The sequence below is a fragment of the Streptomyces sp. NPDC037410 genome, assembly GCF_055602235.1.
Map to the genome: position 1 here is coordinate 21,059 of NZ_JBVJWR010000007.1, position 26,357 is coordinate 47,415.

Annotated in this window: 23 protein-coding genes, 1 tRNA gene and 1 pseudogene; 17 read left to right on the plus strand and 8 right to left on the minus strand. The window is 72.0% G+C overall.

Going from position 1 to position 26,357, the window contains the following annotated elements; genetic code table 11:
- The first annotated feature begins 21 nt into the window (after positions 1–21).
- From ACZ7HT_RS13365 to ACZ7HT_RS13415, 11 genes are all read left to right on the plus strand, one after another.
- Positions 22–1,716, plus strand: a complete 1,695-nt coding sequence (locus tag ACZ7HT_RS13365) for a beta-N-acetylhexosaminidase (RefSeq protein ID WP_471164112.1) — start codon at positions 22–24, stop codon at positions 1,714–1,716.
- A 247-nt stretch (positions 1,717–1,963) separates the two neighbouring features.
- Complete coding sequence (locus ACZ7HT_RS13370) at positions 1,964–2,851, plus strand: FAD binding domain-containing protein (protein WP_471164114.1); 888 nt, start codon at positions 1,964–1,966, stop codon at positions 2,849–2,851.
- Complete coding sequence (locus tag ACZ7HT_RS13375; RefSeq protein ID WP_471164116.1) at positions 2,848–4,350, plus strand: (2Fe-2S)-binding protein; 1,503 nt, start codon at positions 2,848–2,850, stop codon at positions 4,348–4,350. Before ACZ7HT_RS13370 ends, ACZ7HT_RS13375 begins: the two co-directional genes overlap by 4 nt.
- Positions 4,347–6,650 (plus strand): xanthine dehydrogenase family protein molybdopterin-binding subunit, encoded by a 2,304-nt coding sequence (locus tag ACZ7HT_RS13380; RefSeq protein ID WP_471164119.1) that lies wholly within the window; start codon positions 4,347–4,349, stop codon positions 6,648–6,650. Before ACZ7HT_RS13375 ends, ACZ7HT_RS13380 begins: the two co-directional genes overlap by 4 nt.
- A gap of 120 nt (positions 6,651–6,770) precedes the next feature.
- The gene (locus ACZ7HT_RS13385; protein WP_471164121.1) at positions 6,771–7,256 is read left to right on the plus strand and encodes a hypothetical protein; all 486 of its coding nucleotides are present in this window, start codon (positions 6,771–6,773) and stop codon (positions 7,254–7,256) included.
- A 40-nt stretch (positions 7,257–7,296) separates the two neighbouring features.
- A complete protein-coding gene (locus ACZ7HT_RS13390) occupies positions 7,297–8,802 on the plus strand; it encodes a hypothetical protein (protein ID WP_471164124.1) in 1,506 nt (501 codons plus the stop codon).
- A gap of 77 nt (positions 8,803–8,879) precedes the next feature.
- The gene (gene mycP / locus ACZ7HT_RS13395; protein WP_471164842.1) at positions 8,880–10,061 is read left to right on the plus strand and encodes a type VII secretion-associated serine protease mycosin; all 1,182 of its coding nucleotides are present in this window, start codon (positions 8,880–8,882) and stop codon (positions 10,059–10,061) included.
- Positions 10,062–10,110: 49 nt separating this feature from the next.
- Positions 10,111–10,521, plus strand: a complete 411-nt coding sequence (locus tag ACZ7HT_RS13400) for a hypothetical protein (RefSeq protein WP_471164127.1) — start codon at positions 10,111–10,113, stop codon at positions 10,519–10,521.
- A gap of 57 nt (positions 10,522–10,578) precedes the next feature.
- On the plus strand, positions 10,579–12,897 hold the full coding sequence (locus ACZ7HT_RS13405) for a hypothetical protein (protein WP_471164129.1): 2,319 nt from the start codon (positions 10,579–10,581) through the stop codon (positions 12,895–12,897).
- A 5-nt stretch (positions 12,898–12,902) separates the two neighbouring features.
- Positions 12,903–13,565, plus strand: a complete 663-nt coding sequence (locus ACZ7HT_RS13410) for a hypothetical protein (RefSeq protein ID WP_471164131.1) — start codon at positions 12,903–12,905, stop codon at positions 13,563–13,565.
- Positions 13,566–13,577: 12 nt separating this feature from the next.
- Complete coding sequence (locus tag ACZ7HT_RS13415) at positions 13,578–14,231, plus strand: hypothetical protein (RefSeq protein ID WP_471164134.1); 654 nt, start codon at positions 13,578–13,580, stop codon at positions 14,229–14,231.
- A gap of 17 nt (positions 14,232–14,248) precedes the next feature.
- On the opposite strand, the gene ACZ7HT_RS13420 is transcribed toward ACZ7HT_RS13415, so the two are convergent.
- The 5 genes and pseudogenes from ACZ7HT_RS13420 to ACZ7HT_RS13440 form a co-directional block, all read right to left on the minus strand.
- Complete coding sequence (locus tag ACZ7HT_RS13420) at positions 14,249–14,395, minus strand: hypothetical protein (RefSeq protein ID WP_471164137.1); 147 nt, start codon at positions 14,393–14,395, stop codon at positions 14,249–14,251.
- A 24-nt stretch (positions 14,396–14,419) separates the two neighbouring features.
- Positions 14,420–16,252, minus strand: coding sequence for a protein kinase domain-containing protein (locus tag ACZ7HT_RS13425; protein ID WP_471164844.1), 1,833 nt, complete (start codon positions 16,250–16,252; stop codon positions 14,420–14,422).
- Positions 16,248–16,795: pseudogene (locus ACZ7HT_RS13430) on the minus strand (protein kinase family protein); the annotation flags it as partial. The gene ACZ7HT_RS13425 and the pseudogene ACZ7HT_RS13430, both read right to left, overlap by 5 nt.
- Before the next feature lie 174 nt (positions 16,796–16,969).
- Entirely contained in the window at positions 16,970–17,356 is a 387-nt protein-coding gene (locus ACZ7HT_RS13435) for a hypothetical protein (RefSeq protein ID WP_471164139.1), read from the minus strand.
- Between the two features lie 67 nt (positions 17,357–17,423).
- A tRNA-Cys gene (locus tag ACZ7HT_RS13440) sits at positions 17,424–17,498 on the minus strand.
- Positions 17,499–17,677: 179 nt separating this feature from the next.
- Here ACZ7HT_RS13440 and ACZ7HT_RS13445 point away from each other — a divergent pair.
- The 6 genes from ACZ7HT_RS13445 (at position 17,678) to ACZ7HT_RS13470 (ending at position 24,174) form a co-directional block, all read left to right on the plus strand.
- Positions 17,678–19,165: an MFS transporter gene (locus tag ACZ7HT_RS13445; RefSeq protein ID WP_471164142.1), complete on the plus strand. Its 1,488-nt coding sequence runs from the start codon at positions 17,678–17,680 to the stop codon at positions 19,163–19,165.
- Between the two features lie 32 nt (positions 19,166–19,197).
- Entirely contained in the window at positions 19,198–19,395 is a 198-nt protein-coding gene (locus tag ACZ7HT_RS13450) for an Arc family DNA-binding protein (protein WP_471164144.1), read from the plus strand.
- Positions 19,392–19,763: a type II toxin-antitoxin system death-on-curing family toxin gene (locus ACZ7HT_RS13455; RefSeq protein WP_471164146.1), complete on the plus strand. Its 372-nt coding sequence runs from the start codon at positions 19,392–19,394 to the stop codon at positions 19,761–19,763. The genes ACZ7HT_RS13450 and ACZ7HT_RS13455 overlap by 4 nt, the downstream gene beginning before the upstream one ends.
- A gap of 320 nt (positions 19,764–20,083) precedes the next feature.
- A complete protein-coding gene (locus ACZ7HT_RS13460) occupies positions 20,084–21,880 on the plus strand; it encodes a DEAD/DEAH box helicase (protein WP_471164847.1) in 1,797 nt (598 codons plus the stop codon).
- A 461-nt stretch (positions 21,881–22,341) separates the two neighbouring features.
- Positions 22,342–22,983, plus strand: a complete 642-nt coding sequence (locus tag ACZ7HT_RS13465) for an IclR family transcriptional regulator (RefSeq protein ID WP_116160749.1) — start codon at positions 22,342–22,344, stop codon at positions 22,981–22,983.
- Between the two features lie 396 nt (positions 22,984–23,379).
- Positions 23,380–24,174 carry a S16 family serine protease gene (locus ACZ7HT_RS13470; RefSeq protein WP_471164149.1) on the plus strand — a complete coding sequence of 265 codons (795 nt, stop codon included), beginning with the start codon at positions 23,380–23,382 and terminating at the stop codon, positions 24,172–24,174.
- Here ACZ7HT_RS13470 and ACZ7HT_RS13475 read toward each other — a convergent pair.
- From ACZ7HT_RS13475 to ACZ7HT_RS13485, 3 genes are read right to left on the minus strand one after another with little or no spacing between them, the layout of a single operon-like run.
- Positions 24,107–25,462 carry an MFS transporter gene (locus ACZ7HT_RS13475; RefSeq protein ID WP_471164152.1) on the minus strand — a complete coding sequence of 452 codons (1,356 nt, stop codon included), beginning with the start codon at positions 25,460–25,462 and terminating at the stop codon, positions 24,107–24,109. The genes ACZ7HT_RS13470 and ACZ7HT_RS13475 overlap by 68 nt on opposite strands.
- Positions 25,459–25,641, minus strand: coding sequence for a hypothetical protein (locus tag ACZ7HT_RS13480; protein ID WP_471164154.1), 183 nt, complete (start codon positions 25,639–25,641; stop codon positions 25,459–25,461). The genes ACZ7HT_RS13475 and ACZ7HT_RS13480 overlap by 4 nt, the downstream gene beginning before the upstream one ends.
- 19 nt (positions 25,642–25,660) lie before the next feature.
- Positions 25,661–26,308: an ArsR/SmtB family transcription factor gene (locus tag ACZ7HT_RS13485; RefSeq protein ID WP_471164156.1), complete on the minus strand. Its 648-nt coding sequence runs from the start codon at positions 26,306–26,308 to the stop codon at positions 25,661–25,663.
- Between the last annotated feature and the right edge of the window lie 49 nt (positions 26,309–26,357).

Genomic DNA, 26,357 nt, shown 5'->3' on the forward strand with positions numbered 1-26,357 from the left:
AGTACGAAACGCACATTGCGCATGCTGCAACGCGCCATCTGGAGGGGGACCTTGGAACCGGATCTCATCCCCGCACCGCTCTCGGTCGAGCACCGGACCCCGGGGCACCTCACGCTCGACGAGCGGACCGCGCTCGACGCCGGACCCGGCACCGAGTCCACCGCCCGCTGGCTGCGGACCACGATCGGAGCCGCCACCGGACTGCCGCTCGCCGGACCGTCGCACGCCGAGCCGTCACCCGCCGACGGTTCGGGTGCGCCCGCCGTACGCCTGCGGATCAGCGAGGAGGCGGCGGCGGAGCGCGGCCCGGAGGGCTACCGGCTGACGGTCGGTGACACGGCCGTCGTCATCGAGGGCGGCGGGCCCGCCGGAGTGTTCTGGGGCGCCCAGACCCTCCGTCAGCTCCTCGGCCCCGACGCGTACCGCCGCGCACCGCTGCCCGGCCGCGCCTGGCGGCTCCCGCACGTCACCGTCGAGGACCGGCCCCGCTTCGGCTGGCGCGGCCTCCTTCTCGACGTCTCCCGGCACTTCCTGCCCAAGGACGACGTCCTGCGGTACCTCGACCTGCTCGCCGCCCACAAGCTCAACGTCCTCCACCTCCACCTCACCGACGACCAGGGCTGGCGCATCGAGATCGAGCGGCACCCCAGGCTCACCGAGGTCGGCGCCTGGCGGGCCCGTACCAAACGGGGACACCGGGCCTCGCCGCTCTGGACGGAGACCCCGCACGGCGGCTACTACACCCAGGACGACATCCGCGAGATCGTCGCCTACGCCGCCGGGCGGCACATCACCGTCGTCCCCGAGATCGACCTCCCCGGCCACGCGCAGGCCGCCATCGCCGCCTACCCCGAACTCGGCAACACCGACGTCGTCGACACCACGGCCCTCACCGTCTGGGACACCTGGGGCGTCAACCCCCACGTCCTCGCCCCCACCGAGGCCGTCCTGCGCTTCTACGAGGGCGTCCTCGAAGAGGTCCTCGACCTCTTCCCGGCAGAGATCTCGCCGTTCGTCCACATCGGCGGCGACGAGTGCCCCAAGGACCAGTGGAAGGCGTCCCCGGCCGCCCAGGCCCGCATCCAGGAGCTGGGGGTGGGCGACGAGGACGGACTGCAGTCCTGGTTCATCCGCCACTTCGACCGCTGGCTCGCCGACCGGGGCCGCCGCCTCATCGGCTGGGACGAGATCCTGGAGGGCGGCCTCGCCGAGGGAGCGGCCGTGTCGTCCTGGCGGGGATACGCGGGTGGGATCGCCGCCGCCGAGGCCGGCCACGACGTCGTCATGTGCCCCGAACAGCACGTGTACCTGGACCACCGTCAGGCACCGGGCGACGACGAGCCCGTGCCCATCGGATACGTCCGCACCCTCGCCGACGTCTACCGCTTCGAGCCCGTCCCGCCCGGCCTCGCGCCGGAGGCCGCCGCCCACATCCTGGGAACCCAGGCCAACGTCTGGACCGAGGTCATGGAGAACCGCTCCCGCGTCGACTACCAGGTCTTCCCGCGCCTCGCCGCCTTCGCCGAGGTCGCCTGGTCCGCGCTGCCCGCGCCGGACGCACGCGACCACGCCGGCTTCGAGCGCCGCATGCGCACCCACTACCGCCGCCTGGACGCCCTCGGCGTCGACTACCGCCCGCCCGCCGGACCCCACCCCTGGCAGCGGCGGCCAGGGGTCCTCGGGCGGCCTCTGGAGGGCACACCCCCGAACGTGTGAGAGGCCCGGAGCGCCCCGTCACCCAAGAGCGGCGAATCGGAACTCACCGCCACAGCCCGGGCGTCCCGGACGGAACAGTCCTTCGCGGACCCTCGCGCTTGACTCCTCGGAAGATGTGCCAGAGTTGCCACGTCCGGCCTGTGAGCACGTACGGTACGCCCACACGCAGGCGCGTCGTACCGCCGCTCGCAGGCGCGACGGCCGGGCACAGTCGGGGACCACCGGGACACCGGGAAGGGGCAGCGGGTTGACCACGCACGCACCACAGACGGCTTCACGGGCGGCGCGGTCCGTGACGCTGCCCTCCTCGCTCGACGAGGCCGTGGCGGCGCTCACGGCCATGCCGGCCGCCGTTCCCGTGGCCGGTGGCACCGACCTCATGGCAGCCGTCAACAAAGGCCAGCTGCGCCCCGCCGGACTCGTCGGCCTGAGCCGCATCAACGAGATCCGCGGCTGGCAGTACCAGGACGGCCACGCCCTCCTCGGCGCGGGCCTCACCCACGCCCGGATGGGCCGCCCCGACTTCGCCGCCCTCATCCCGGCCCTCGCCGCCGCCTCCCGCGCGGCCGGACCGCCCCAGATCCGCAACGCGGGCACCCTCGGCGGCAACGTCGTCACCGCCGCCCCCACCGGCGACTCGCTGCCCGTCCTCGCCGCCCTGGAGGCCGACCTCGTCGTCCTCGGCCCGCTCGGCAGCCGCGAGATCCCCGTCTCCCACCTCCTCGCGGGCCGCGACCTGCTCGCCCCCGGCGAGCTCGTCGGCTTCGTCCGCGTCCCGCTGCTCCACGCCCCCCAGGTCTTCCTCAAGGCCACCGGCCGCACCGGCCCGGCCCGCGCCACCGCCTCCGTCGCCGTCGTCCTCGACCCGGCCCGGCGCGGCGTGCGCTGCGCCGTCGGCGCCGTCGCGCCCATGCCGCTGCGCCCCCTGGAGGCCGAGCGCTGGATCGCCTCGCTGGTGGACTGGGACAACGACCGGGAGCTCGCCCCGGAGGCGCTCGCGGCGTTCGGCGAGTACGTCGCCGCCGCCTGCATCCCGGACCCGCCGGGCGACGAACAGTTGCCGCCGGCCGTACTGCACCTGCGGCGCACCGTCGCCGCACTCGCCCGACGGGCGCTGGGGAGGGCACTGGCATGAGCGACGCGCACAAGGGTCAGACGGGCGGCTGGGAGCCGATCCCGCAGAGCGAGGGGTACGACGGCGAAGCGACCGCCTTCGTCCAGCTGCCGCCGGACTTCATGCTGGACGGCGTCCCCCTGGAGGCACCGGGCCACGGCTACGTGCCGCCGATGATCACCCCGCTCCAGCCGCTCAACCCGCCCGTGGCGCCGGACCCGGGGGCGACGGGCACCTGGTCGGTGCACGTCCCGACGGAGGCGCAGCAGACGCCGTACTTCGAGGGCGCGTCGTACGGCGAGCAGGACGGCTCGTTCCAGGACCCGTCGTTCCAGGACCCCTCGTTCCAGGACTCCTCGTTCCAGGACCCCTCGTTCCAGGGGGTGGAGCACTTCCAGCCGCCGGCGTACGTGGAGCACGCGGTCGTCGAGTACACCGACGCGACCGAGCACGGCCAGCTCGCGGATCCGGACCCGCACGCGACGGCGGAGTGGCGTTTCGCGGAGGCGGGGGCCACGGGGCAGTGGCAGATCCCCGCGGAGCCCGAGGCCCCGGCGGCCTCCGCTCCGTACGCCGAGGCCCCGGTGGCTTCCGCCCCGTACACGGAGGCCCCGTACGCCGAGGCCCCGGCGACGCTGCCCGGCGGCGCGCCGGCGCCCTGGGCGCTCCCGGAGGAGCCGACGGCGGAGGAGCCGGAGGCCGTATCGGAAGCCGCATCGGAAGCCGCATCGGACGTCGTAGAGGTCGTCGACGCCGTCGCCTCGGAGCCGGAGCCGGAGCCGGAGCCCGAGGCCGAGGTCGTCCCGGAACAGACTCCGGAACCCGCGGCCGGGCTCGTCCCGGAACAGGCTCAGGAGCCCGTTCTGCCCGAGGAGGCCCCGGCAGCCCCGGCGGCTCACGCGACCCCCGAGCCCCCCCTCCCGCCGGTCGCCCTCGACGTGTCCACGGACAGCGACGAGCACCCCCACACCTCGTACACCCTGCGGGTCAACGGGACCGACCGGCCCGTCACCGGCTCCTGGATCGGCGAGTCGCTGCTCTACGTGCTGCGCGAGCGCCTCGGCCTCGCCGGGGCCAAGGACGGCTGCTCGCAGGGCGAGTGCGGCGCGTGCAACGTGCAGGTCGACGGCCGGCTCGTGGCCTCCTGCCTGGTGCCCGCGGCGACCGCGGCCGGCAGCGAGGTGCGGACGGTCGAGGGCCTCGCGGTCGACGGCGAACCCTCGGACGTGCAGCGGGCGATGGCCAGGTGCGGCACCGTCCAGTGCGGCTTCTGCATCCCGGGCATGTGCATGACCGTGCATGACCTCCTGGAGGGCAACCACGCCCCCACGGACCTGGAGACCCGCCAGGCCCTCGCCGGCAACCTCTGCCGCTGCTCCGGCTACCGCGGTGTCCTCGAAGCCGTCCGGGACGTCGTCGCCGAGCGCGAGGCCGTCGCCACGGCCACCGCGCCCGAAGCGGCCGACGAGGCCCGTGTCCCGCACCAGATTCCCCACCCGCACGACGGAGGCATGGCGTGAGCAGCGAGGCGACCACCGCGGCTCTGGACACCCCCGACCAGGAGGGGGCCGCGCGCGGAATCGGCGCCTCGCTGCCGCAGACCGATGCGCGGGCGAAGGCCGAGGGCACCTTCCCGTACGCCTCCGACCTGTGGGCCGAGGGGCTGCTCTGGGCCGCGATCCTGCGCTCGCCGCACCCGCACGCCCGGATCGTGTCGATCGACACCACGGCGGCGACCGCGATGCCGGGCGTACGGGCCGTGGTGACGGCCGCCGACGTGCCGGGTGCGGCGACGTACGGCCGCAGGGTCGCCGACCGGCCCGTCTTCGCCTCCGACCTGGTCCGGCACCACGGCGAGGCCCTCGCGGCCGTCGCAGCCGACCACCCGGACACGGCGCGCCTGGCGGCGGCGGCGATCGCGGTCGAGTACGAGCTGCTCGACCCGGTGACGGACCCGGAGAAGGCCTTCGAGGCCGAGGCGCTGCACCCCGACGGAAACCTGATCCGGCACATCCCGCTCAGCTTCGGGGACCCGGAGGTGACGGGCGAGGTCGTCGTCGAGGGCCTGTACCGGATCGGCCGTCAGGACCCGGCGCCGATCGGCGCCGAGGCGGGTCTCGCCGTCCCGCGCCCCGACGGAGGCGTCGAGCTCTACACGGCCTCCACCGACCCGCACACCGACCGCGACCTGGCCGCCGCCTGCTTCGGGCTGCCGCCGGAGCAGGTCAAGCTGGTCGTCACGGGAGTCCCCGGCGCCACCGGCGACCGCGAGGACCCGGGCTTCCAGATCCCGCTGGGCCTGCTCGCCCTCCGTACCGGCTGCCCGGTCAAGCTGACGGCCACGCGCGAGGAGTCCTTCCTCGGCCACGCCCACCGCCACCCGACCCTGCTGCGCTACCGCCACCACGCGGACGCGGAGGGCCGGCTGGTGAAGGTGGAGGCGCAGATCCTCCTCGACGCGGGCGCGTACGCCGACTCCTCGTCCGAATCCCTGGCCGCGGCGGTCGCCTTCGCCTGCGGCCCGTACGTGGTCCCGCACGCCTTCGTGGAGGGCTGGGCGGTCCGTACGAACAACCCCCCGTCCGGCCATGTGCGGGGCGAGGGCGCGATGCAGGTGTGCGCGGCGTACGAGGCGCAGATGGACAAGCTGGCGGCGAAGCTGGGCGTGGACCCGGCGGAGCTGCGCATGCGGAACGTCATGGCGACGGGCGACATCCTGCCGACGGGCCAGACGGTGACGTGCCCGGCCCCGGTGGCGGAACTCCTGGCGGCCGTCCGGGACTTCCCGCTCCCCGCGCTCCCCAAGGACACCCCGGAAGGTGACTGGCTGCTGCCCGGCGGCCCGGAGGGCGCGGGCGAACCCGGCGCGGTGCGGCGGGGCGTGGGGTACGCGCTCGGCATGGTGCACATGCTGGGCGCGGAGGGCACGGACGAGGTCTCGACGGCGACCGTCCGGGTCATGGACGGGGTGGCGACGGTCATCTGCTCGGCGGTGGACACGGGTTCCGGCTTCTCGACCCTCGCCCGCCAGATCGTCCAGGAGACCCTGGGCATCGACGAGGTCCACGTGGCCCCGGTCGACACGGACCAGCCCCCGGCGGGCCCGGCGGCGCACGGCCGCCACACCTGGGTCTCCGGCGGAGCGGTGGAACGCGCGGCGAAGATGGTCCGCACGCAGCTACTCCAGCCGCTGGCCCACAAGTTCGGCATGTCGACCGAGCTGCTCCAGATCACCGACGGCAAGATCACCTCGTACGACGGGGTCCTGTCGACGACGGTCACGGAGGCGATGGACGGCAAGGAACTCTGGGCCACCGCCCAGTGCCGCCCGCACCCCACGGAGCCCCTCGACGAGTCCGGCCAGGGCGACGCCTTCGTAGGCCTGGCGTTCTGCGCGATCCGCGCGGTCGTGGACGTGGACATCGAACTCGGCGCGGTACGCGTGGTGGAGATGGCCGTCGCCCAGGACGTCGGCCGCATCCTCAACCCCGCGCAGCTGGCCGCCCGCATCGAGGCCGGCGTCACCCAGGGCGTCGGCGCGGCCCTCACGGAGAACCTCCGCACGGCCCGCGGTCTGGTCCGCCACCCCGACTTCACGGGCTACGCACTCCCGACATCCCTGGATGCCCCGGACATTCGCATCGTGAAACTCGTCGAGGAACGCGATGTGGTGGCCCCCTTCGGCGCCAAGGCGGCGAGCGCGATCCCCGTCGTCACCGCACCCGCCGCAGTGGCCTCAGCGGTACGCGCGGCAACGGGCCGCCCGGTCAACCGCCTCCCGATCCGCCCCCAGGCAGCGGTGGCCGTGCCCAATTCGTAACCATGTGATGTCGGTTGCTTGTGCAACCGGAAGGTGCGGACTGTCGTCGTTCCTGACTACAGTGGACTTCTTGACTTGTGCCGTGCACGGCATGGTCGTTCACGGGGGAGGAACGCGGGCATGCGAGCTGAGATGGAGGGCATGACGTCCGGGATGCGGACGCAGGCCGTCAAGTACAGCGCGGACTCCATGGCTGAGTTCAAGAAGGGAATCGACAAGCTCATCGACGAGCTCGACGCGACGATGAAGCTGACGGCCGGCCCGAACAGCACGGTGTCGGTGATCGACCGGAGCAAGTTCGGTGGTGGCGGCGCCGCTTGGGCCGAGGCGCAGGGCGCCTACGCCGGGTACTCCAAGGTGCGCCAGAGCCTGGTGGACCTGTCCAAGCTCCTCAGGGACTGCCTGGAGGGGCTCGGCATCGCGGTCGTCGCCTCCCACGACGGCATCGAGGCGATGGACGAGGACATCAAGCTGAAGATGCGCGGAATCTACGAACGCACGAAGGACGCGCACGACAAGGCGCAGGCGCAGCAGCAGGGGACCACCCAGGGCAAGCCGGCGGACAACGGCAGCGAGGGCACCTCGGGCGGCGGCGCCTACCAGTAGGCGCGGACGACACATCGGGGACACGGGGAAGAGGCGAAGGATGATTCCGGCAGACGGCGGCGACGGCGGCGGCGGGTACAGCGGGACCAATTTCCGCGCCATGGATCACCAGACGATGCTGGCGTGGCTCGACGAGGCCAGTACGTTCTACGTCGGCGACGCGGCAGACGTGCTGCGCTCGACCGGCCAGAAGCTGACGGAGATGGCCGATCGACTCGTCACGCGCATGAAGGACATGGAATGGGAGGGCGAGGCGGAGAAGGCGTTCTCCGAGTGGGCCCTCTCGGTGGCCAAGTCGACCTCGGATCTCGGCACGTACAGCGACAACGGTGCGTACTGGATGGACGGCAACGCCGAGGCCATCGGCGCTGCCGCCAGTGCCATCCCCAGGTACACCTCGTACGCGAGCGCCAAGGCGAACCTGGAAGCCGCGATCAAGTACCACAACGACCCGGACGCGCAGACCGTGGCCCGCGAGGCGAAGAAGGCGAGCGACGATCTCGCGGCCATCGAGGGCCAGCAGGAGACGAACAGGCTGGCGGCCGCGGCCGAGATGGAGCGGCTCTCGTCCACGTACTCGTGGAACAGCCAGCAGATGTCGAACCAGCAGGCGCCGACGTTTCCGCCGCCGCCGGGGGCGTTCGTACCGCAGAGTCGGGACGGCCGAGGCAGCACCGAGTACATCGGTTCCTCCCCTCAGAGCGACAGCCGCTCCACGGGTACGGACTCGGGTACGACGACGCAGCGGACGCCGTCGTATCAGGACACGACGCGGACCACGTCCGACACGAACGTCGTCCTGCCGACCCAGGACACGACCGGGCCGACACATGTCACCCGCCCCGAGGTCCGACCCGACGCGCCCGTGGACCTGGGCATCGACAGCACCGACACCCTGCCCCACACCCCGACCGTTCCGACGACGCAGACCCCGGGCGGTCCGCCGCCGATCACCAAGCCGGACGGCGGCACGCCCCCGTTCGTGACCACCGGCGTACCTCCGCTGACCGTCAAGGGCGGTCCGGGCCCCTTCGGCCCCACCTCGCCCCTCACCGGCCGCACGGGCGCCCCCCGCGGTCCGCTGACCGGCGGCCTCCGCACCACCACGCCCGGCATGCCCCGCGAGGGCATCAGCGGCGGCCGTCAGGTTCCCAGCACCACGGGCCGCCCGCAGACCGGCATCCCGCGCAGCACCGTCATCGGCAACGAGCCCGCCGGACAGAACCGGACGGGCACGGGCCGGGGCATGGGCGGCGCCCACGGCATGGGCGGCCCCATGGGCGGAGCGGCCGGCCAGAACGGCATCAGCGGCGGCCGCCGCCTCGCCGGAGAGACCGGCGGAGTCGTCGGCGGCAGGGCGCAGCGCACGAGCGCCGCCGGTGGCGGGAAGCCCTTCACGCCCGGCGGCTCCGGCCTCGTGCGCGGAGGTTCCACGCGGGCCGGCGAGGAGCCCGAGGAGCAGAACGGAGAGCGTCCCGACTACCTCGTCGAGGACGAGGAGACCTGGCAGCAGGGCCGCCGCGTGGCGCCGCCCGTCATCGACTGATCAGCGCGAGGAAGCAGATGCGTACCAGCAGTATTCGTCGGAGCCGTGCCCGAGTCACCGCCTCGGCCGCCTTGGGGATGCTGCTGGTGGGCATCGCATCCGTCCCCGCCCACGCGGAGAGCGCCCGGGCCAAGCAGTGGCATCTGGACGCTTTCGGTGCCGAGAAGATCTGGCAGCTCAGCACAGGGAAGGGCGTCACCGTAGCGGTGATCGACTCCGGTGTGGACAAGAGCATCCCGGACCTCCGCGGCCAGGTGCTCCAGGGCAAGGACTTCGGGCGGGGGGTGGAGTCGGGCGACCAGTTCACCGACTACGACGGCCACGGGACGGGGATTGCCGCCATCATTGCCGGTACGGGGGCGAGGGATGGCGGGAACGGGGCCTTCGGTCTGGCGCCGGGCGCCAAGATCTTGCCGGTGCGTGTTCCCGGCATCCGTGATGACGACGACGACAACCTGACCGAGAGTGAAGGGCAGTTCCATCGCGTCGTCCCTCAGGCGATCAGGTACGCGGCCGATTCAGGCGCCCGGGTCATCAACATCTCCCTTGGCATCAGCACGGGTTCTCAGGCACTCACCGACGCGGTGAAGTACGCGCTGGGCAAGGGTTCTCTCGTCTTCGCCGCCGTCGGGAACAGCGGCAACAAGGTCAATCTGGTCGAATACCCGGGAGCGACCCCCGGCGTGGTCGGTGTCGGCGCCTCCGACGACAAGGGGAAGCGCATCCCTATGTCCCAATACGGCCCCCAGGTGGACGTTGTCGCCCCAGGCGTGGACATCGTGCACGCCTGCAGCGGAGGCACCGGCCTCTGCAAGTCCACCGGTACCAGTGACGCCACCGCCCTCGCCTCCGCCTCTGCCGCGCTGCTCTGGTCGAAGCACCCCGACTGGACCAACAACCAGGTCCTGAAGGTCATGCTCAACACCGTCGCCGGGCCCAGCGGGGGCGAGAAGCGCAGCAACCATGTCGGCTTCGGCGCCCTTCGCCCCCTCCGTACGCTGAAGACGCCCGGTGACCCCGGCCCTGCCGACGTCCGGCCGATCGACGACCTCGCCGAGACCACGACGGCGGCGCCGTCCGCCTCGGCGGCGGTCACCCCGGCTCCCACCAACTCGTCAGTCGCTCCCGCCCCGGCCCCCCAGGCCGCAGCCACCGACGACGGCGGCAACACCGGCCTCTGGATCGGCCTCGGGATCGGTGCCGCCGTGCTGCTCGGTGCCGCGATCGCCGTACCCGTACTCCGTTCGCGGCGAGGCTGAGTCCCGCCCCCCGCCGACGGCCGTCCGTAACTCACTCATGGGGAAGTAGATGTCGTTCGACGACGAGTGGAGCCGAGTCCGCAGCGAAAGCGCGGCGATGAGGCTCAACAGCGTGCCCATGGACCCCGGCGGCGGTCCCAGCGACTACAAGGTGACGTCCGCCGACCTCAAGGCCATCGGCAACGAGGCCCAGGAGCTCTTCCACTGGTTCGAGCGGGACGCCTTCCACGCGGGCGCCCAGACCGACACCGCGGCCAAGAGCCTCAACGGCGACGGGTTCCTGACCGGTGCCGCGATGTGGACGATGTGGGGCACCTGGCGCGACCAGGCCGAGGCGCTCCTCAGCGCCTGCGCGCACATCCACAACCACCTCGAGGACACGGTCATCAGCCACACCGACCACGAAGAAGTTCTCGTCACGAACTTCTCCATGTCCGAGATCGGCAAGCACTTCACATAAGCCGGAGCCGGTGACGGCCACGACGATCGCGCACGGCTTACGAGGGAATCGATCCAGATGCTGAAGTTCGACCAGGTCCTCCACGTCCATCTCAGCGGCCTCAACGAGGCCGTCACGGTCTGGTCGGAGACGGTGTCCAAGCTGGAGAAGAGCAAGGAGAAGGCGGAGACCGGCCTGCAGGGCAAGGCCGACAAGGCCGACTGGAAGGGCGAGAACGCCGGCGTGACGCAGCAGTTCGTCCGGAAGACCGCCAAGGAGTTCGGCGACGCCCTCACCGAGGCGAGCAGCATCCGCAACATCCTGCGGGACGCGGAGAGCGAGTTCCAGGCCGCCAAGGCCGAGCTGGAGAAGCTCGTGGCGGAGGCCCCGGGCAAGGGCATGCGCATCGACCAGGAAGGCGTCGTCAGCCATCTCATCCGGCCTGACAGCCGGTCCAAGGATGACGACGGCCCCAAGCCCCAGCCGGCCGACTTCGAGGCGATGAACGCGGCGATCAAGGCCGCGATCGACCGGGCGAACAACGCCGACGACGTCGCCTCCCGCGCCCTGCGCGGACTCGTCGGCAGCGACAAGATGAACTTCTCCGGCACGAACTACGACTCCCTCAAGGCCGCCTCGAAGGCGCAGGACGCCGAGGACGCGCACGCCGCCTACGACCTGTACAAGAAGGGTGACGACGCCACCCCCGAGGAGATCGACAGGCTCAACGCCCTCTTCAAGGCCAACCAGAAGGACCCGTACTTCGCCGAGAGGTTCGCCCTGGAGGTCGGGCCGAAGGGCAGCATGGAGTACTGGGCCGACATGGGCGACCCGAGCGACGGCTCCCGCCTCGGCGTCGACCACCGCGACAAGCTGAAGGAACTCCAGACGAACTGGAGTATGACGCTCGCCACCGCGACCCATTCCACGAGCCCCGAGATGGAGCAGTGGAAGGCAGACGTCATCAAGGCCGGCAGCGAGCCGATCCACACGCGCGGCACCAGTCCGTACGGCTTCCAGGTCATGAGCAACCTGATGCGGGTCGGCGACTACGACGACAAGTTCCTCAAGGACTACGGCAACGGGCTCGTCGTCACCGAGCGGAAGATGACCCACGACGGCGCGCTGACCCCTGACCGGGCCTGGCGCCAGATGAACGGCATGCCGAGCCACCTGAACTGGATGGGCGGCGACCTGGGCAACGACCCCATGGTCGGATTCATGGAAGGCCTCGGACACAACCCGAAGGCATCCACGGACTTCTTCAACGGCGACATCGATCTCACGCCCGAGAACATCAAGGACGACAAGAAGCTCGACCCGTTCGACTACTTCACCAAGGACCGCGCGTGGCCCGACGAGGTCAATGACAAGGGCGACTTGTCGAAGGAGCCCGGCTACAACGCGCTCGGCCACGCCCTGGAGTCCGCGACCACCGGCCACCCGTACGACGCCGAGACCGAGGGCCTCAAGGACGTACGGACCAAGGACAACGCGGAGGTCATGCAGAAGGTAGTCGAGCGGTACGGCAGCGACCCCAAGTACATGCACGAGCAGCCGGGCATCGACGACAGCCTCGGCAAGATGGGTGCCGCGTACATCGACGAGCTGAACCGCTCGTTGGAGGCGGACAACGACACGACGATGGAGGAAGTGGAGAATTCCCCCTTCGGCTCCAACGACGCCAAGGGTAAGTCCCGCTTCGGCGAGGAGTTCGATACCGGACTGCTCTGGAACCGTGGCGACGCCATCAATTTCATGGGCGTCGTGTCGCAGAGCGAGACCGGTCACTCGACACTCTCCGCAGCCGAGTCGCTGTACACGACGAGCGTTCTCGACCAGGTAGGACCGAAGCCGGGCACCGATTTCGACGAAAGGGACCTGACCGAGGCGCGGACGACTCTGCGGATCGGGTCGGAGGCGCAGGGAATCATGGACGATTCCCGTATGGCGCAGATCGACCAGGACTATACGAAGGACTCAGACGAGCACAAGAAGGCCGTCGGCAAGACGACCGAATGGGTCAAGTTCGGGGTCGGAGCGGCCGCGGCGGGCGGTGTCGTCGCCCTGACCGGCGGTGCTGCCGGCGTACTCGTGCCGCTGGCCGCCGAGACGGTCGGCGGCGCTGTGACGACCTTCATCGGTATGGAAGCCGATGACATGGCGGAGAAGTACGAGAAGGACGAGCTGCTCAAGCAGAAGTCGGACGACTTGAAAGCCGAGGCGTTGGACAAGGGCAGGCAGAACTCACTCCGGCCGGGTATCGCCTACGCGACGGACCCAGCCTGGACTACTGACGAGCGTCGCTACCTCAGGGAGGAGCTGGTCAAATACACCCTCGACTCGCGCCAGCACGCCCGGGGCGACAACCTCCCTGACCCGTACGAGAAGAAGTGACGCCCATGCGCTCTGCACTGGCACGAATCGGTACGGCCATGGCCGTCGCCGCGCTCCTGGTGGGCTGCTCGGGCGGTGGCGGGGAAACCACGGCGGAAACGGAGGGTCTTACGGCGGCGGAGGCGTGCGGGGGGTTCGCCAAGGACGCGCCGGTCTCGGCGGCGCTGAAGGCTGTCCTGGGCGGCGACCGATTCGAGGACAACCTGTCGAGGCCGGAGAAGGCGGTCGAGAGGGTGCGTGAGGACGCCGCCGCGCCGTGGGCCGACTCGTACCGGCCGCAGCCGGTGACGTACTGCGGACTCCAGTCCGCCGAGGAGGTGTCGAGGAACCTCAAGATCGAGGTGAACGCGGCGGGGAAGGGGCCGTACGGACCGGGCCCGAAGCTCGCCAAGGAAGTGACCTCGTACACCTCAGGCCTTGCGGCCTTCACCTCCTCCGGCCTGGGCTATGTCTACTTCTCCTGCCGCCTCAAGGCGCCCGCCCACGAGATCGCCGTCGAGACGACCATCTGGGGCCCGGCGGGCGTCCCGGACACGGATCTGGCGCAACGCACCCGCCTGATCACCCTCGCCAACGCGGCAGCCCGTCAGGTCTCGGCGAAGCTGAGCTGCCAGGGGGAGGACGGGCTGGCGACCGGGGTGCCTGCGCGCGCTGCGGCGGCCTCCTGAGAGAGTCGTTCCATGCGTACCACCCCACTCCGCAGGATCGTGATTCCGGTCGCCGCCCTCGCGCTGGCGGCGACCGGTTGTACCAAGGGAACCGACGACGACACCGCCGCCAAGGGACAGTCGGCATCGGAGGTCTGCGGCGGATTCGCCGAGGAGCCTGGTGTGGTCTCGGCTCTGGAGGCCATCGCGGGCAAGGGCGTCCGGCTGACGGGCGACCGGTCCGAGCCGGACAGGGTCGTCAGCGAGCTGCGGAAGGCCGCGCGGACGCCGCAGAGCAGCAAGAAGCGCAAGGTGGGCATCCCGTTCTGCACCCTGGAGACGGCCGGGGACGGGAAGAACGTCCTGAGCATCACCCTCCGGGAGGCCCTCGCCGTTCCCGGGAGCGACGCCTCGAAGGACCTCGTGACGGCCTACTCCACGGGTCGCCTCGCGACCTCGTCCGACCTCTACGCCGCGCTCTACTTCACCTGCCGGATGCCGGCACCGGCCCACGCGATCGTCCTCGACGCCGAGCTGGAGCGCGCGGATGAGAACGAGGCCGAGCACCCGGGCATCAGGGACGAGCAGATCACCCTCGCCAACGCGGCGGCCCGGCATGTCGCCGCCGAGCTGGGGTGTGCGGGCACGGGGCTGGTGACGGGCGTACCGGCGAAGGCACGGCCCTGAGGCGGCCCTGAGGCGGCCTACACCCCGAACACCGGCATCGCCCCGATCCGGCCGCCCCGGGCGATGAAGACGCGGTTGCCGGCGCTTGCCGGCTGGTAGGTGCCCTGGCGCTTCACCTTGATGAAGAAGAGGTGATCACGGGTGGCCTTGTGGACGACCTGCACGTAGCTGTTGTCCGGGGAATGGAGTCAGACGGTCGCACCCTCCACAGCCGGCGGGTTGACGGTCCCGGGGCCCACGCCGTCCAAGACCTCGTACCAGTCTGAGACGGGGAAGCGGACCTCACGCATGGTGGTGTACCGGTAGGCGTGGTAGCTGTTGATCGCGAAGACGAGGTCGCCGTTGGCGGCGGGTGTGCCCCAGTCGCCCGTCCTGTGGGCGTCCTCCTCCCACAGGAAGTCGCCGCGGTCGAGGCGGCGGGCCGTCAGCTTGCGGCCGCCGAAGTACGCGGCGTTGTTGTCGCCGAGTGCCGGGGCCTGGCCGTCGGGGCCCTGGCCCTTGAACTCCCAGTCGGTCTCGCCCGTCTCCGTGTACAGGGCGGCGCAGTGGCCGTCCCTGCCGTGGATCACCAGCCGTTTCCTGCCCACGGCCGCCTTCGCGGGGCCGTTCTGGGAGCGCGGGGACGTCATCGGGCGCGCCCACGTCGTGGCCAGGGTCCAGGCATCGACGGCACGCAGTTCGTTGTCCCTCGTCACCAGGTACACGTGCGTGTCGTCCGCGGCGAGGATGTCGTCGACGTCGGACTGCGTCTGCCAGACGGGGGCGCCGGTGGAGGCGACGAAGGCGTTCAGGACGCCGTTCTTGTCGACACCGACGACGAGCCGGTCGGCGACGGAGGCGAAACCGGCGTCCGCGTCGATGCCCCTGGCCCGCCACCGCTCCTTGCCGTTCGTGACGGACAGGGCGAGCAGACCGCCCGTCTTCGCTTGCACGATCACCACATCCCGTACGGGCAAGGGAAGTTCGCCCTCGTCCGCCACCACGTCGAGCGGCCCCCACAGGGCCTTCGGGCCTTTGCCCGGCGGCACGTCGATGGCCGAGACGAACGCGGCCTCAGGCGTTGCCACGGCGGGTGGCACGTCGGCCGTCGGTGACTTCGGCTCGCCGCGGTTCAGCCACCAGGCGCCCGCCCCGCCGCCCGCGCCCAGGACGGCCACGCCCGCGGCGGCGCCGGTGAGGAAGCGGCGCCGGGACGGCGCTGCGGAGGGTACGGCGGTGTCCTCGGGTGCCGCCAGGCGCTTCGTGGCCGTCTCGCGCCGCTTGATGGCCTCGGCGAGCGGGCCCTTGCGCCACGCGCGGTCGGAGCCCTTCGGCGGGGTGGAGGCCTCCGCGACCTGCGGGGGAGTCGGGCGGAACGCCGGGTCCTTCGCCAGGCACGGGCGGATCAGCTCCTGGAGCTCCGGCGGCACCAGGCTCAGGTCCGGCGCCCCGTGCACGACCTCGTACTGGACCGCCGCCACGTGCGCGCCGTCGAAAGCGCGCCGTCCGCTCGCCGCGTACGCGAGGACCGCGCCCAGCGAGAAGACGTCCGACGCCGGTCCGACCCGCTGCCCGAGGACCTGCTCCGGCGCCCCGTAACCGGGGGTGACCGGGATCTGGCCCGTGGTCGTCAGGGTCAGGCCGTGCTCGGGGCGGGCGATGCCGAAGTCGATGATCCGCGGACCGGCCGAGGTGAGCACGATGTTCGCGGGCTTGAGGTCGCGGTGGACCAGACCCGCCGCGTGGATGTCGTGCAGGGTGCGCGCGAGCCGGGCGGCGAGGGCACGGACCGTCGGCACGTCCATCGGGTCGTACGCCCGGACGGCCTCGCCGAGCGTCGGGCCGGCGAGGAACTCGGCCGCGATCCACGGCCGTCCGCCCTCCGTCTGCGCGGCGAGGACCCGCCCACGCCCTTGCCGGTGACGGCCCGCGCCATGTCCGCCTCGCGGACGAACCGCTGCGCGAGGAGCTGGTCGTGGGCGAGTTCGGGACGCAGGACCTTGACGGCGGCGGGCGCGGGCGGCCCCCGGACGGCTACTCAGGCGCGAGCGCGCCCGGGTCGAGGCCCGGCAGGCCGGTGCGGGGTTCGCCGTCGGCCCCTGCGGCCCGTACCGCGCCGAAGCAGGTCAGGCGGGGGCCGTCGGCGGACAGCAGGACCGCGGCGGGGGACACCCCGGCGTGTGTGAGGCCCTGCGCGTGCGCGGCGGCCAGCGCCTCGGCGAGGGCGGCGCCGACGGCCCGTACGGTCGCCTCGGGCAGCGGCCCGCCGTGGACGGCGAGGACGACGGGGAGGGGAGCAGGGGGAGGTAGGGGGTCGCGTACCAGGGGTTCTCGCCCGGCGGAGGCAGGTCTGTGACCGGGGCGAACCAGGGGCCGATGAGGCGGCGGCCCGCCTCGGCCTCCGTGGCGAAACGGCTCGGGTCCGCGCCGGGCAGCGGGGCGCTCAGGAGGACCGTGCGCTCCCCGTCGCCCGTCCGGGCGATGAACCTGCGGCAGGGGACGGCCGGGTGGGGCGGGTCGAGACGGGTGATCAGCCGGTACGGCCCGATCCGACGCGCGGATCCCTCCCGCGTGCGCTGCTCCACGTGTACGTCCCCCCGTCGTTCCGGCGCCCCGTGACGACGGGGGCGGGACGAGCCTATCGAGGGGGGAGGGGAGGTCCGTGGCGCGGACAACGGTCCGCTGGTTCGCGACGGCCGGTGTGAGCATGAGGCTCGACCAGGACCTTGAAGTGGCGCGGGGAGCGGTAGACCCGTCCGTCAGTCCTCGGCCGTTTCGGTGGTCGAGGTCAGCTGGGACAGGAGCAGGACCGTCGTGCGGGTGATCAGGGCCGCGAGGAGGATCGTTCCGAGGCCCTCGATGTGCATGTTGCCGATCTTCGGGCCCAGCCAGGACAGCAGCCACCAGACCAGGGCGTCCTGGACGTAGCCGGCGAGGCCGAAGACCGAGAGGGCGAGGAGGGGGACGCGGCCCGACGGGCCGACGAAGATCAGCTGGTTGGTGATCGTCATGACGATGACCGCCATCAGGACGGCGAGGAACTTGTCCAGGGTCTCCGTGCCGGCCAGGGTGATCCCGGGCAGGAGGCCGCAGGCGAGGCCCACGCCGATGAGGATGCCCACTCTGCGTCTGCCTTGATCGTCCATGGGCGGATCACAGCACACCGCGCGGTGTGCTGTGAAGCTCCCGTGAGCTCCCGTCGGGGAGATCGCTTGGAGACCGTGGCGGGATTCGAACCCACGTAACTCGCTTTGCAGGCGAGCCCCTCAACCACTCGGGCACACGGTCGTGTTGTGCACGAGTACGACCGTAGGCGGGGGCCGGGAGGGGCTCAAGGGTTCCGGGCGTCGTGCCATACGACTGCCACACCGCCGCAACATCGCGTTCGTGGTCGTACGTCCAAGGGTCGAGGCGGACCGGGACTCCTGACAGGGGCCATATCCGCTTTCACCTCTTACGCTGGGGGAATGAGCGCCCTCGAACCCCGCGACGCCGACGTCGCCCCCACCCCCGGACCCCCTGCCGTACCCGGCGTCGCCAAGGGGTCCGTCCTCGACCCGGATCACCGGGCGCTCAGCATCGGCATGGTCTCCGTCGTCCTCCTCATCGCCTTCGAGGCGACCGCCGTCGGCACCGCCATGCCCGTCGCCGCCCGTGAGCTGCACGGCATCGCGCTCTACGCCTTCGCCTTCTCCGCGTACTTCACCACCAGCCTCTTCGGCATGGTCCTGGCCGGCCAGTGGTCCGACCGCAGCGGCCCCCTCGCGCCCCTCACCGCCGGCATCAGCGCCTTCGCCGCCGGGCTCCTCCTCTCCGGGACCGCCGGCGCCATGTGGATGTTCATCCTCGGCCGCGCCGTGCAGGGCCTCGGCGGCGGCCTCGTCATCGTCGCCCTGTACGTCGTCGTCGGCCGGGCCTACGCCGAACACCTCAGGCCCGCGATCATGGCCGCCTTCGCCGCCAGCTGGGTCGTGCCGTCCGTCGTCGGACCCCTCGCCTCCGGAACGATCACCGAGCACCTCGGCTGGCGCTGGGTCTTCGTCGGCATCCCCGTCCTCGTCGTCTTCCCGCTGGCCCTCGCCCTCCCCGCGATACGCCGCACCGCCTCCGGCCCCGCCGACCCCCAGGCGCCCCTCGCGCCCTGGGACCGGCGCCGGATCGTGCTGGCCCTCGGCATCTCGTCGGGCGCGGCCCTCCTCCAGTACGCGGGCCAGGAACTCCGTCCCCTCGCCCTCCTGCCCGCCGCGGCCGGCCTCGCGCTGCTCGTGCCCGCCGTCCGCGGACTGCTGCCGCGCGGCACCTGGCGGGCCGCCCGCGGCCTGCCCGCCGTCATCCTGCTCCGCGGCATCGCCGCCGGGACCTTCATCGCCGCCGAGTCCTTCATCCCCCTGATGCTGGTCTCCGAGCGCGGCCTCAGCCCCACCCTCGCCGGCTTCTCCCTCGCCCTCGGCGGCCTCACCTGGGCGGTCGGCTCCTGGATCCAGTCCCGGCCGTGGACGGAGCCGTACCGCGAGCGGCTCGTCGTCCTCAGCATGGCCCTCATCGCCCTCGCCATCGCCGGCGCGCCCAGCGTGCTCATCGCGTCCGTGCCGGCGTGGACGGTCGCGGTGGTGTGGGCCTTCGGCTGCTTCGGCATGGGCGTGGTGATCTCCTCGACCAGCGTGATCCTCATGAAGCTCTCCGCCCCCGAGGAGGTCGGCGCCAACTCGGCCGCGCTCCAGATCTCCGACGGCCTCTCCAACGTCCTGCTCCTCGCGGCCGGCGGCGCGGCCTTCGCGGCGCTCGGCGGCGGCGCGGTCGGCCACGCGATGGACGCCGGCGCGTCCACCGGCTCCCACCCGGCCGCCTTCGCGGCCGTCTTCCTGCCGGTGGCCGCGGTGGCGGCGGTGGGGGTGTGGGTCGCTACGCGCCTGCATGCCGCGCCGGAGCGGGCCGTGGCCCCGAAAGGCCCCTGACACCGCGTGGTACCGCGCGGTACCATCGCCCTATGGCTGGTCTCAATGTCAGGTTCACCGACGAAGAGCTGAAGGCACTGCGTGAGCGCGCCGAGGCGGAGGGACGCAGCATGCAGTCCTTCGCGCACGACGCCGTGATGCGGGCCATCGACGAACACTCCCGCCTCTTCGACGAGGCGGCCGAGCACGTGCTGAAGGTCAGCGAGGAGCTGAACCGGAGGCTTGCGTGACGTACTACCTCACCCTCCCCGAGCTGCTGAACCTCGCCGAGCGGCTCGGGGCGGACGAGGTGCGCGACTACGGCCTGCTCGACTCCGCCCTCGCACGCCCGCAGTCCAGTGTGTTCGGGCAGGACGCCTACCCCGACATCTGGCAGAAGGCCGCCGCGCTCATGGAGTCGCTGGCCCGCAACCACGGGCTCGTGGACGGGAACAAGCGGATCGCCTGGTACGCGACGTGGGTCTTCCTCCACCTGAACGGACACCCGCTCGACTCCGGCTTCGACGTCGACGAAGCGGAGTCGTTCGTCCTGGACGTCTGCCAGGGCGCCCTCGACGTCCCCAAGATCGCCGCACAGCTGCCGAGGTTCGCGCGCTGAGCCGCCGAGCCGCTGAGCCGCCGAGTCGCCGAGTCGCCGAGCCGCTGAGCCGCTGAGCTGCTGAGTCGCCGAGGTGCTGAGTCGCCGAGTCGCCGAGCCGCCGAGTCGCCGAGCCGCCGAGTCGCCGAGCCGCCGAGTCGCCGAGGTGCTGAGCTGCTCGGCCGCTCAGTCGCTCGGCCGTGACTGTGACACTCGCCGCACCTCGCGAGGTCAGGGGCTTGCGGTCGACCGTTTCATGCGTGGTTCCTCCCGGGCCGCCGGTAAGGTGGCCCGGTTGTCATATCTGGACTGTCATTCCGTGACGAGCGTCGAACCCGGAGATCGTGACTACTACCGCCACCTCCTCCCATCACCTTTCTCCCGCCTTCCCCGGACGGGCCCCGTGGGGTACCGCCGGCAAGCTGCGTGCCTGGCAGCAGGGCGCGATGGAGAAGTACATCCAGGAGCAGCCCCGTGACTTCCTCGCGGTCGCCACGCCCGGCGCCGGCAAGACCACCTTCGCGCTGACCCTCGCCTCGTGGCTGCTGCACCACCACGTCGTGCAGCAGGTCACCGTCGTCGCACCCACCGAGCACCTCAAGAAGCAGTGGGCGGCCGCCGCGGCGCGGATAGGGATCAAGCTGGACCCCGACTACAGCGCCGGGCCGCTGAGCAAGGAGTACGACGGGGTCGCGATCACGTACGCCGGCGTCGGCGTGCGGCCCATGCTCCACCGCAACCGTTCCGAACAGCGCAAGACCCTCGTCATCCTCGACGAGATCCACCACGCCGGAGACTCCAAGTCCTGGGGCGAGGCCTGCCTGGAGGCCTTCGAGCCCGCCACGCGGCGCCTCGCGCTCACCGGCACCCCCTTCCGGTCCGACACGAACCCGATCCCCTTCGTCACGTACGAGGAGGGCAACGACGGCATCCGCCGGTCGTCGGCCGACTACACCTACGGCTACGGCAACGCCCTCGGCGACGGCGTCGTCCGGCCGGTCATCTTCCTCTCCTACAGCGGCAACATGCGCTGGCGCACCAAGGCCGGCGACGAGATCGCCGCCCGCCTCGGCGAGCCGATGACCAAGGACGCGATCTCGCAGGCCTGGCGCACCGCGCTCGACGCCAAGGGCGAGTGGATGCCGAACGTGCTGCGCGCCGCCGACCGCCGGCTCACCGAGGTCCGCAAGTCCATCCCGGACGCCGGCGGCCTCGTCATCGCCTCCGACCAGGACTCGGCCCGCTCGTACGCCAAGCTGATCCGCGAGATCACCGGCACCAAGGCCACCGTCGTCCTCTCCGACGACACCGGCGCCTCGAACCGCATCGACGAGTTCAGCGAGAACACCGACCGCTGGATGGTCGCCGTCCGCATGGTGTCCGAGGGCGTCGACGTGCCGCGGCTCGCCGTCGGCGTCTACGCCACCACCATCTCGACCCCGCTCTTCTTCGCCCAGGCCGTCGGCCGCTTCGTGCGATCCCGCAGGCGCGGCGAGACCGCGTCCGTGTTCCTTCCGACGATCCCCAGCCTCCTCGGTTTCGCCAACGAGATGGAGGTCGAGCGCGACCACGTCCTCGACAAGCCGAAGAAGGCCGGCGAGGACGAGGACCCGTACGCCGAGTCCGAGAAGGAGATGGCCGAGGCCGAACGCCAGCAGGACGAGGACACCGGCGAGCAGGACATGCTGCCCTTCGAGGCGCTGGAGTCCGACGCCGTCTTCGACCGCGTGCTGTACAACAGCGCCGAGTTCGGCATGCAGGCCCACCCCGGCAGCGAGGAGGAGCAGGACTACCTCGGGATTCCGGGGCTGCTCGAACCGGATCAGGTGCAGCTGCTCCTGCAGAAGCGGCAGGCCCGGCAGATCGCGCACAGCCGCAAGAGGCCGGACACCGAGGCGGACCTGCTGGAGCTTCCGGCGGAACGACGCCCTGTCGTTTCCCACAAGGAGCTCCTTGAGCTGCGGAAACAGCTCAACACGATGGTCGGCGCGTACGTCCACCAGAGCGGCAAGCCGCACGGCGTGATCCACACCGAGCTGCGCCGGGTCTGCGGCGGGCCGCCGAGCGCGGAGGCGACCGCCGGACAGATCCGCGAGCGGATCAAGAAGGTGCAGGAGTGGGCCACGCGGATGCGCTGAGCCCGTGACGCCCTTGAAGCACGAACGAGGCCCGTACGCCGGTGTGCGTACGGGCCTCGTCGCGTCCCGTGGGCACCACGGGAGCGGGCCCGGAGGCCGGCCCCCCAAGGGGGAGCGGGCCCGGAGGCCGGCCCCCACGGTCGGCCTCCGGGCGCCTCCAGACGCCTCCACGGTACGGGCACGACATAGCCGATCTTGTCAGCCAAAGTCCCTCGTCCGACCGACGAAGGTCCCGAACCGTCCTGTTCCGGTCGCCGGCGCCCGGATTCTGGACGAGGTCTTCCGCTGAGCGGAGCGCGCCGCTACTGTCCCGGCCACAAGCAATCGCCCCGTGGCAGCGCCGCCGCGGAGCGCAGCCGGTGTACCCCTTCCTGCCGGCGGCCTCTGACGTGCGTCGCCGCGGGACCGGCGCCGCAACTCCGTGAGAGCCCGCCGCCACTCACCCTGAAGGAGAGGGCGTCGTGACCGCGGAGACCTCCCAGACGCTCGACCGGGGACTCAGAGTCCTCAAACTGCTCGCCGACACCGACCACGGCCTGACGGTCACCGAGTTGTCCAACCGACTCGGCGTCAACCGGACCGTGGTCTACCGGCTCCTCGCCACGCTCGAGCAGCACGCCCTCGTCCGCCGCGACCTCGGCGGACGCGCCCGCGTCGGCCTCGGCGTGCTGCGGCTCGGGCGCCAGGTCCACCCCCTGGTGCGGGAGGCCGCGCTGCCCGCGCTGCGCTCGCTCGCCGAGGACATCGGGGCGACCGCCCACCTGACCCTCGTCGACGGTGCGGAGGCGCTCGCCGTCGCCGTCGTCGAACCGACCTGGACCGACTACCACGTCGCCTACCGGGCCGGCTTCCGGCACCCGCTCGACCGGGGCGCCGCGGGCCGCGCGATCCTCGCCGCCCGCCAGGGCGGACTGACCGAGCCCGGCTACACCCTCACCCACGGCGAACTGGAGGCCGGCGCGAGCGGTGCCGCGGCGCCGCTGGTGGGCGTCACGGGCGTCGAGGGCAGCGTCGGCGTCGTCATGCTCGCGGACGCGGTACCGGAGCGGGTGGGGCCGCGGGTGGTGGACGCGGCGCGGGAGGTCGCCGACGCGCTGCGCTAGAGCGCGCGGCAACGATCCCCTCCCGGACCCCCGTTGTGGGCAATCGTTCGGCAGGGCGGAACGGGTGGGCACAACGGAGCCGCGCCCTGCCGGCGCCAGAGGCTTCCGCGCCCTGACCCGCACCATGTCCGCACGGCACTGGCGGTGCGGACATGGTGCGGAACGCGGAGGCGCGCTAAAGGGCGCCGTCCCGTGTGCCCACCCTCCCCCAAGCTCTCGGCTTCGCTCGAGCAGGGGGGACCCCCATCGCCCTGCGGGACGATTGCCCACACGGCGGGTCGGCGGGGGCACCGCCCACGCAGGGGCGGGCCCGCGCGGATCGGGGCACCGCCCCGCCCGGCGGCGGTCCGGGCCGGTAGGTCGGTGTTACGTGGGGCGTCCCAGTAGCCTGGGGGCGTGTTCTCCAGTCTTTCGCGTTCCCGCGCCCTCGCGCTCTGCGCCCTCCCCGTCGCCGCGCTCTTCGCCGTCGTCGGGCTCGCGCCGCTGCCGTTCGCGATCGCGCAGCCCGGTACGACCGCCGATGTGCTCGGCAAGGACCAGGGGCGGGAGATCATCACGATCACCGGCGCCCCCGTCCGGCCGACCGAGGGCCAGCTGCGGATGACGACGATCCTCGCGACCGGGCCGTCCGAGGACGTGGACCTCGGGGACGTGACCGACGCCTGGTTCCGTACCGACCGGGCCGTCCTGCCGCACGACTCCGTCTACCCCGCGGGGAAGTCCGACGCCGAGATCGAGAAGCACAACCTCGGTCAGATGAAGGAGTCGCAGGACGCGGCCGCCCTCGCCGCGCTCGGGTACCTGAAGGAGGACCCGGAGAAGGTGAAGGTGACCCTCCACCTCGCCGACATCGGCGGGCCCAGCGCCGGGCTGCTGTTCTCCCTCGGCATCGTCGACAAGCTCGACGGCGACGGGCACGGCGGTGACCTCACCGGCGGCCGGACCGTCGCCGGTACGGGCACGATCGACCCGGACGGGACGGTCGGCGCGGTCGGCGGGGTGTCCCTGAAGACGCAGGCCGCCGCCCGGGACGGGGCCACCGTCTTCCTCGTACCGAAGAAGGAGTGCTCGGACGCCCTGGCCGAGCAGCCGAAGGGCCTCCGGCTCGTGCCCGTGACCGCGCTCAGCGACGCGGTGGCGTCCCTGCGGGCCCTTCAGCAGGGGCAGGAGTCGAAGGTTCCGTCCTGCTGATCCCGGCCTTGCCGGAGGAGGGATGCGGACGGGGCGCGTCCATCGCGCGCCAGGCCGGGAAGACCAGCGGGCAGAGCGTCGCCAGGAAGTAGACCCCGGCGAGGCCGAGCAGCGTGGCGGTGATGCCCATCCGCTCCACCAGGAAGCCCGCGGCCAGTCCGCCGAGCGGGGTCGTGAGCAGCACGCTGGCCGTGCTGGCGCTGCCGACCCGGCTGCGCAGCCCCTCGGGGACGATCTCGTAGAAGACCGCGCCGAGGATCGGGTTGAGCACGCCGGCTCCGAGGCCGCCGAGCGCCATCGCCACGAGCAGGGGCGTGAGGGTGTCGGTGAGGGCCGCCGTCACGAACACGGGGCTGCCGCAGAGGAGGAAGCCGACCGCGAGGACCGGACGGCGGGGGAAGCGGTGGCCGACCGCCGCGTACAGCAGGGCGCCGGTGAGGGCGGAGCCGCCGAAGACGGCGACGAGCAGACCGAGCGCCGCCGAACCGCCGAGCTCCTCCCGGGCGTGCACCGGCAGCAGGACCGAACTCCAGCTCTGCGCCAGGCCGTTGGTGACCATGACCATGATGTTGACGCCGAGGAGCAGCTTGGTGTGGAGCATGAACGCGTAGCCCTCGCGCAGGTCCGCCCGGTACACGGCCAGGGACAACGGCGGTGCTCCGCGCGCCGGTTCGGCGGACGGGATGCCGCGCAGGCCCAGGACGACGAGGAGCGCGGAGACGCCGAAGGTCGCCGCGTCGATGTACAGGACGGAGTCGGCGCCGAGGAGGGCCACGAGCAGGCCGGCGAGCGCGGCGCCGGTCATCCGGGCGCCGCGCGAGACGGCGTCGTAGAAGCTGGTGGCGCGGGAGAGCGGGGTGCCGGCCCGCTCGGCCAGGTCGGGCGTGAGGACGTTGCGGGCGGTCTCGCCGGGGGCGTGGAAGAGGCCGGTGACGGCCATCAGCGCGCACAGCATCCAGAACCGGAGCGCGCCGGCGTGGTTGAGCAGCGGGATGGCGGTGAGCGCGAGGGCGCAGACCAGGTCGGAGGCGATGGAGACCCGGCGGCGGCCGATCCGGTCGATGACGGGGCCGCCGACGAGGGCCGAGAGGAGGACGGGGAGCGCGGCGCAGAAGGCGACGAACCCGGCCTTTCCGGGGCTGCCCGTGGTCTCCAGGGCGAACCACGGGACGGCGATGAGGGTGAGTGAATTGCCGCTGATGGAGATGGCGTTGGCGGCCAGGACGGTGGCCAGTGGTGTGCGGTCGCGGTGCGTCGTACCCGCTGCGTGTCCCCCCGGCGCGGTCATGCGGCGAGGGCGATCGGCTGCCGCGCGGGCGTGGCCAGGCGCAGGCCCAGCTCGACGAGCCTCCAGCCGAGCTGGACGCGGAGGGGCGGGGAGGCCACGGCGCGGGCCCGCTTCTGGGCGGCGCGGTGGAGTTCGGCGGCGTTCTGGTGGTGCAGCTGGAGGTGGATGTCGGCGTGCATGGCTCTGTGGTTCCTTCCGTCAGTTGTCGTGCTGCGGGAACGCGTGGAGGTGCATCCGTACGCGCTCGGCGCCCGGCGCGTCGGGGTCGGAGGTCTCGCTGTACTCGTCGATCAGGGCGTGGATCTTCTCGTTGAGCTCGCGCAGCCGCTCCGGCGGGAGGTTCAGCCGGAAGTCGCTGAAGTCCGAGGCGCCGGCCCAGGCGTCGTCCCAGGTGTGGCGGGTGGCGACCCAGGTCGACAGCTCCTGGGTGTGGATGGTCGCGATCTCGTGCATGATCACGTCGAGGGCGCCCTGGACCTCGGGGTCGGGGTTCCGGTGGAGCGTCTCGTCGAAGCGCGTCCCCCGGTGGACCGCCTTCCACCACCGCTCCCGGCCCTTGCCGCGCGTCGGGTCGTCCACGATGAACTCGTGGGCGGCGAGCTGGCGCAGGTGGTAGCTGGTGGCCCCGCTGGACTCGCCGAGCCGTTCGGCCAGCTGGGAGGCGGTGGCGGGCCCGTACCGGCGCAGGGCGCGCAGCAGCTGGATGCGCAGGGGGTGGGCGAGGGCGCGCAGGGAGCGGGGGTCGAGCGAGCGGCTCAGGGACTCGGCGGACTGCGAGCCGGGCTCCGAGCCGGACTGAGTCTCGGGCCGCGTGTCCGGCTGCGGGGCGGGCTGCTTTTCGGGCATGGCTTCACCGTAGAGTTGCAAAGAAGTCTCTGCAAGGGTTTTTTGCAGA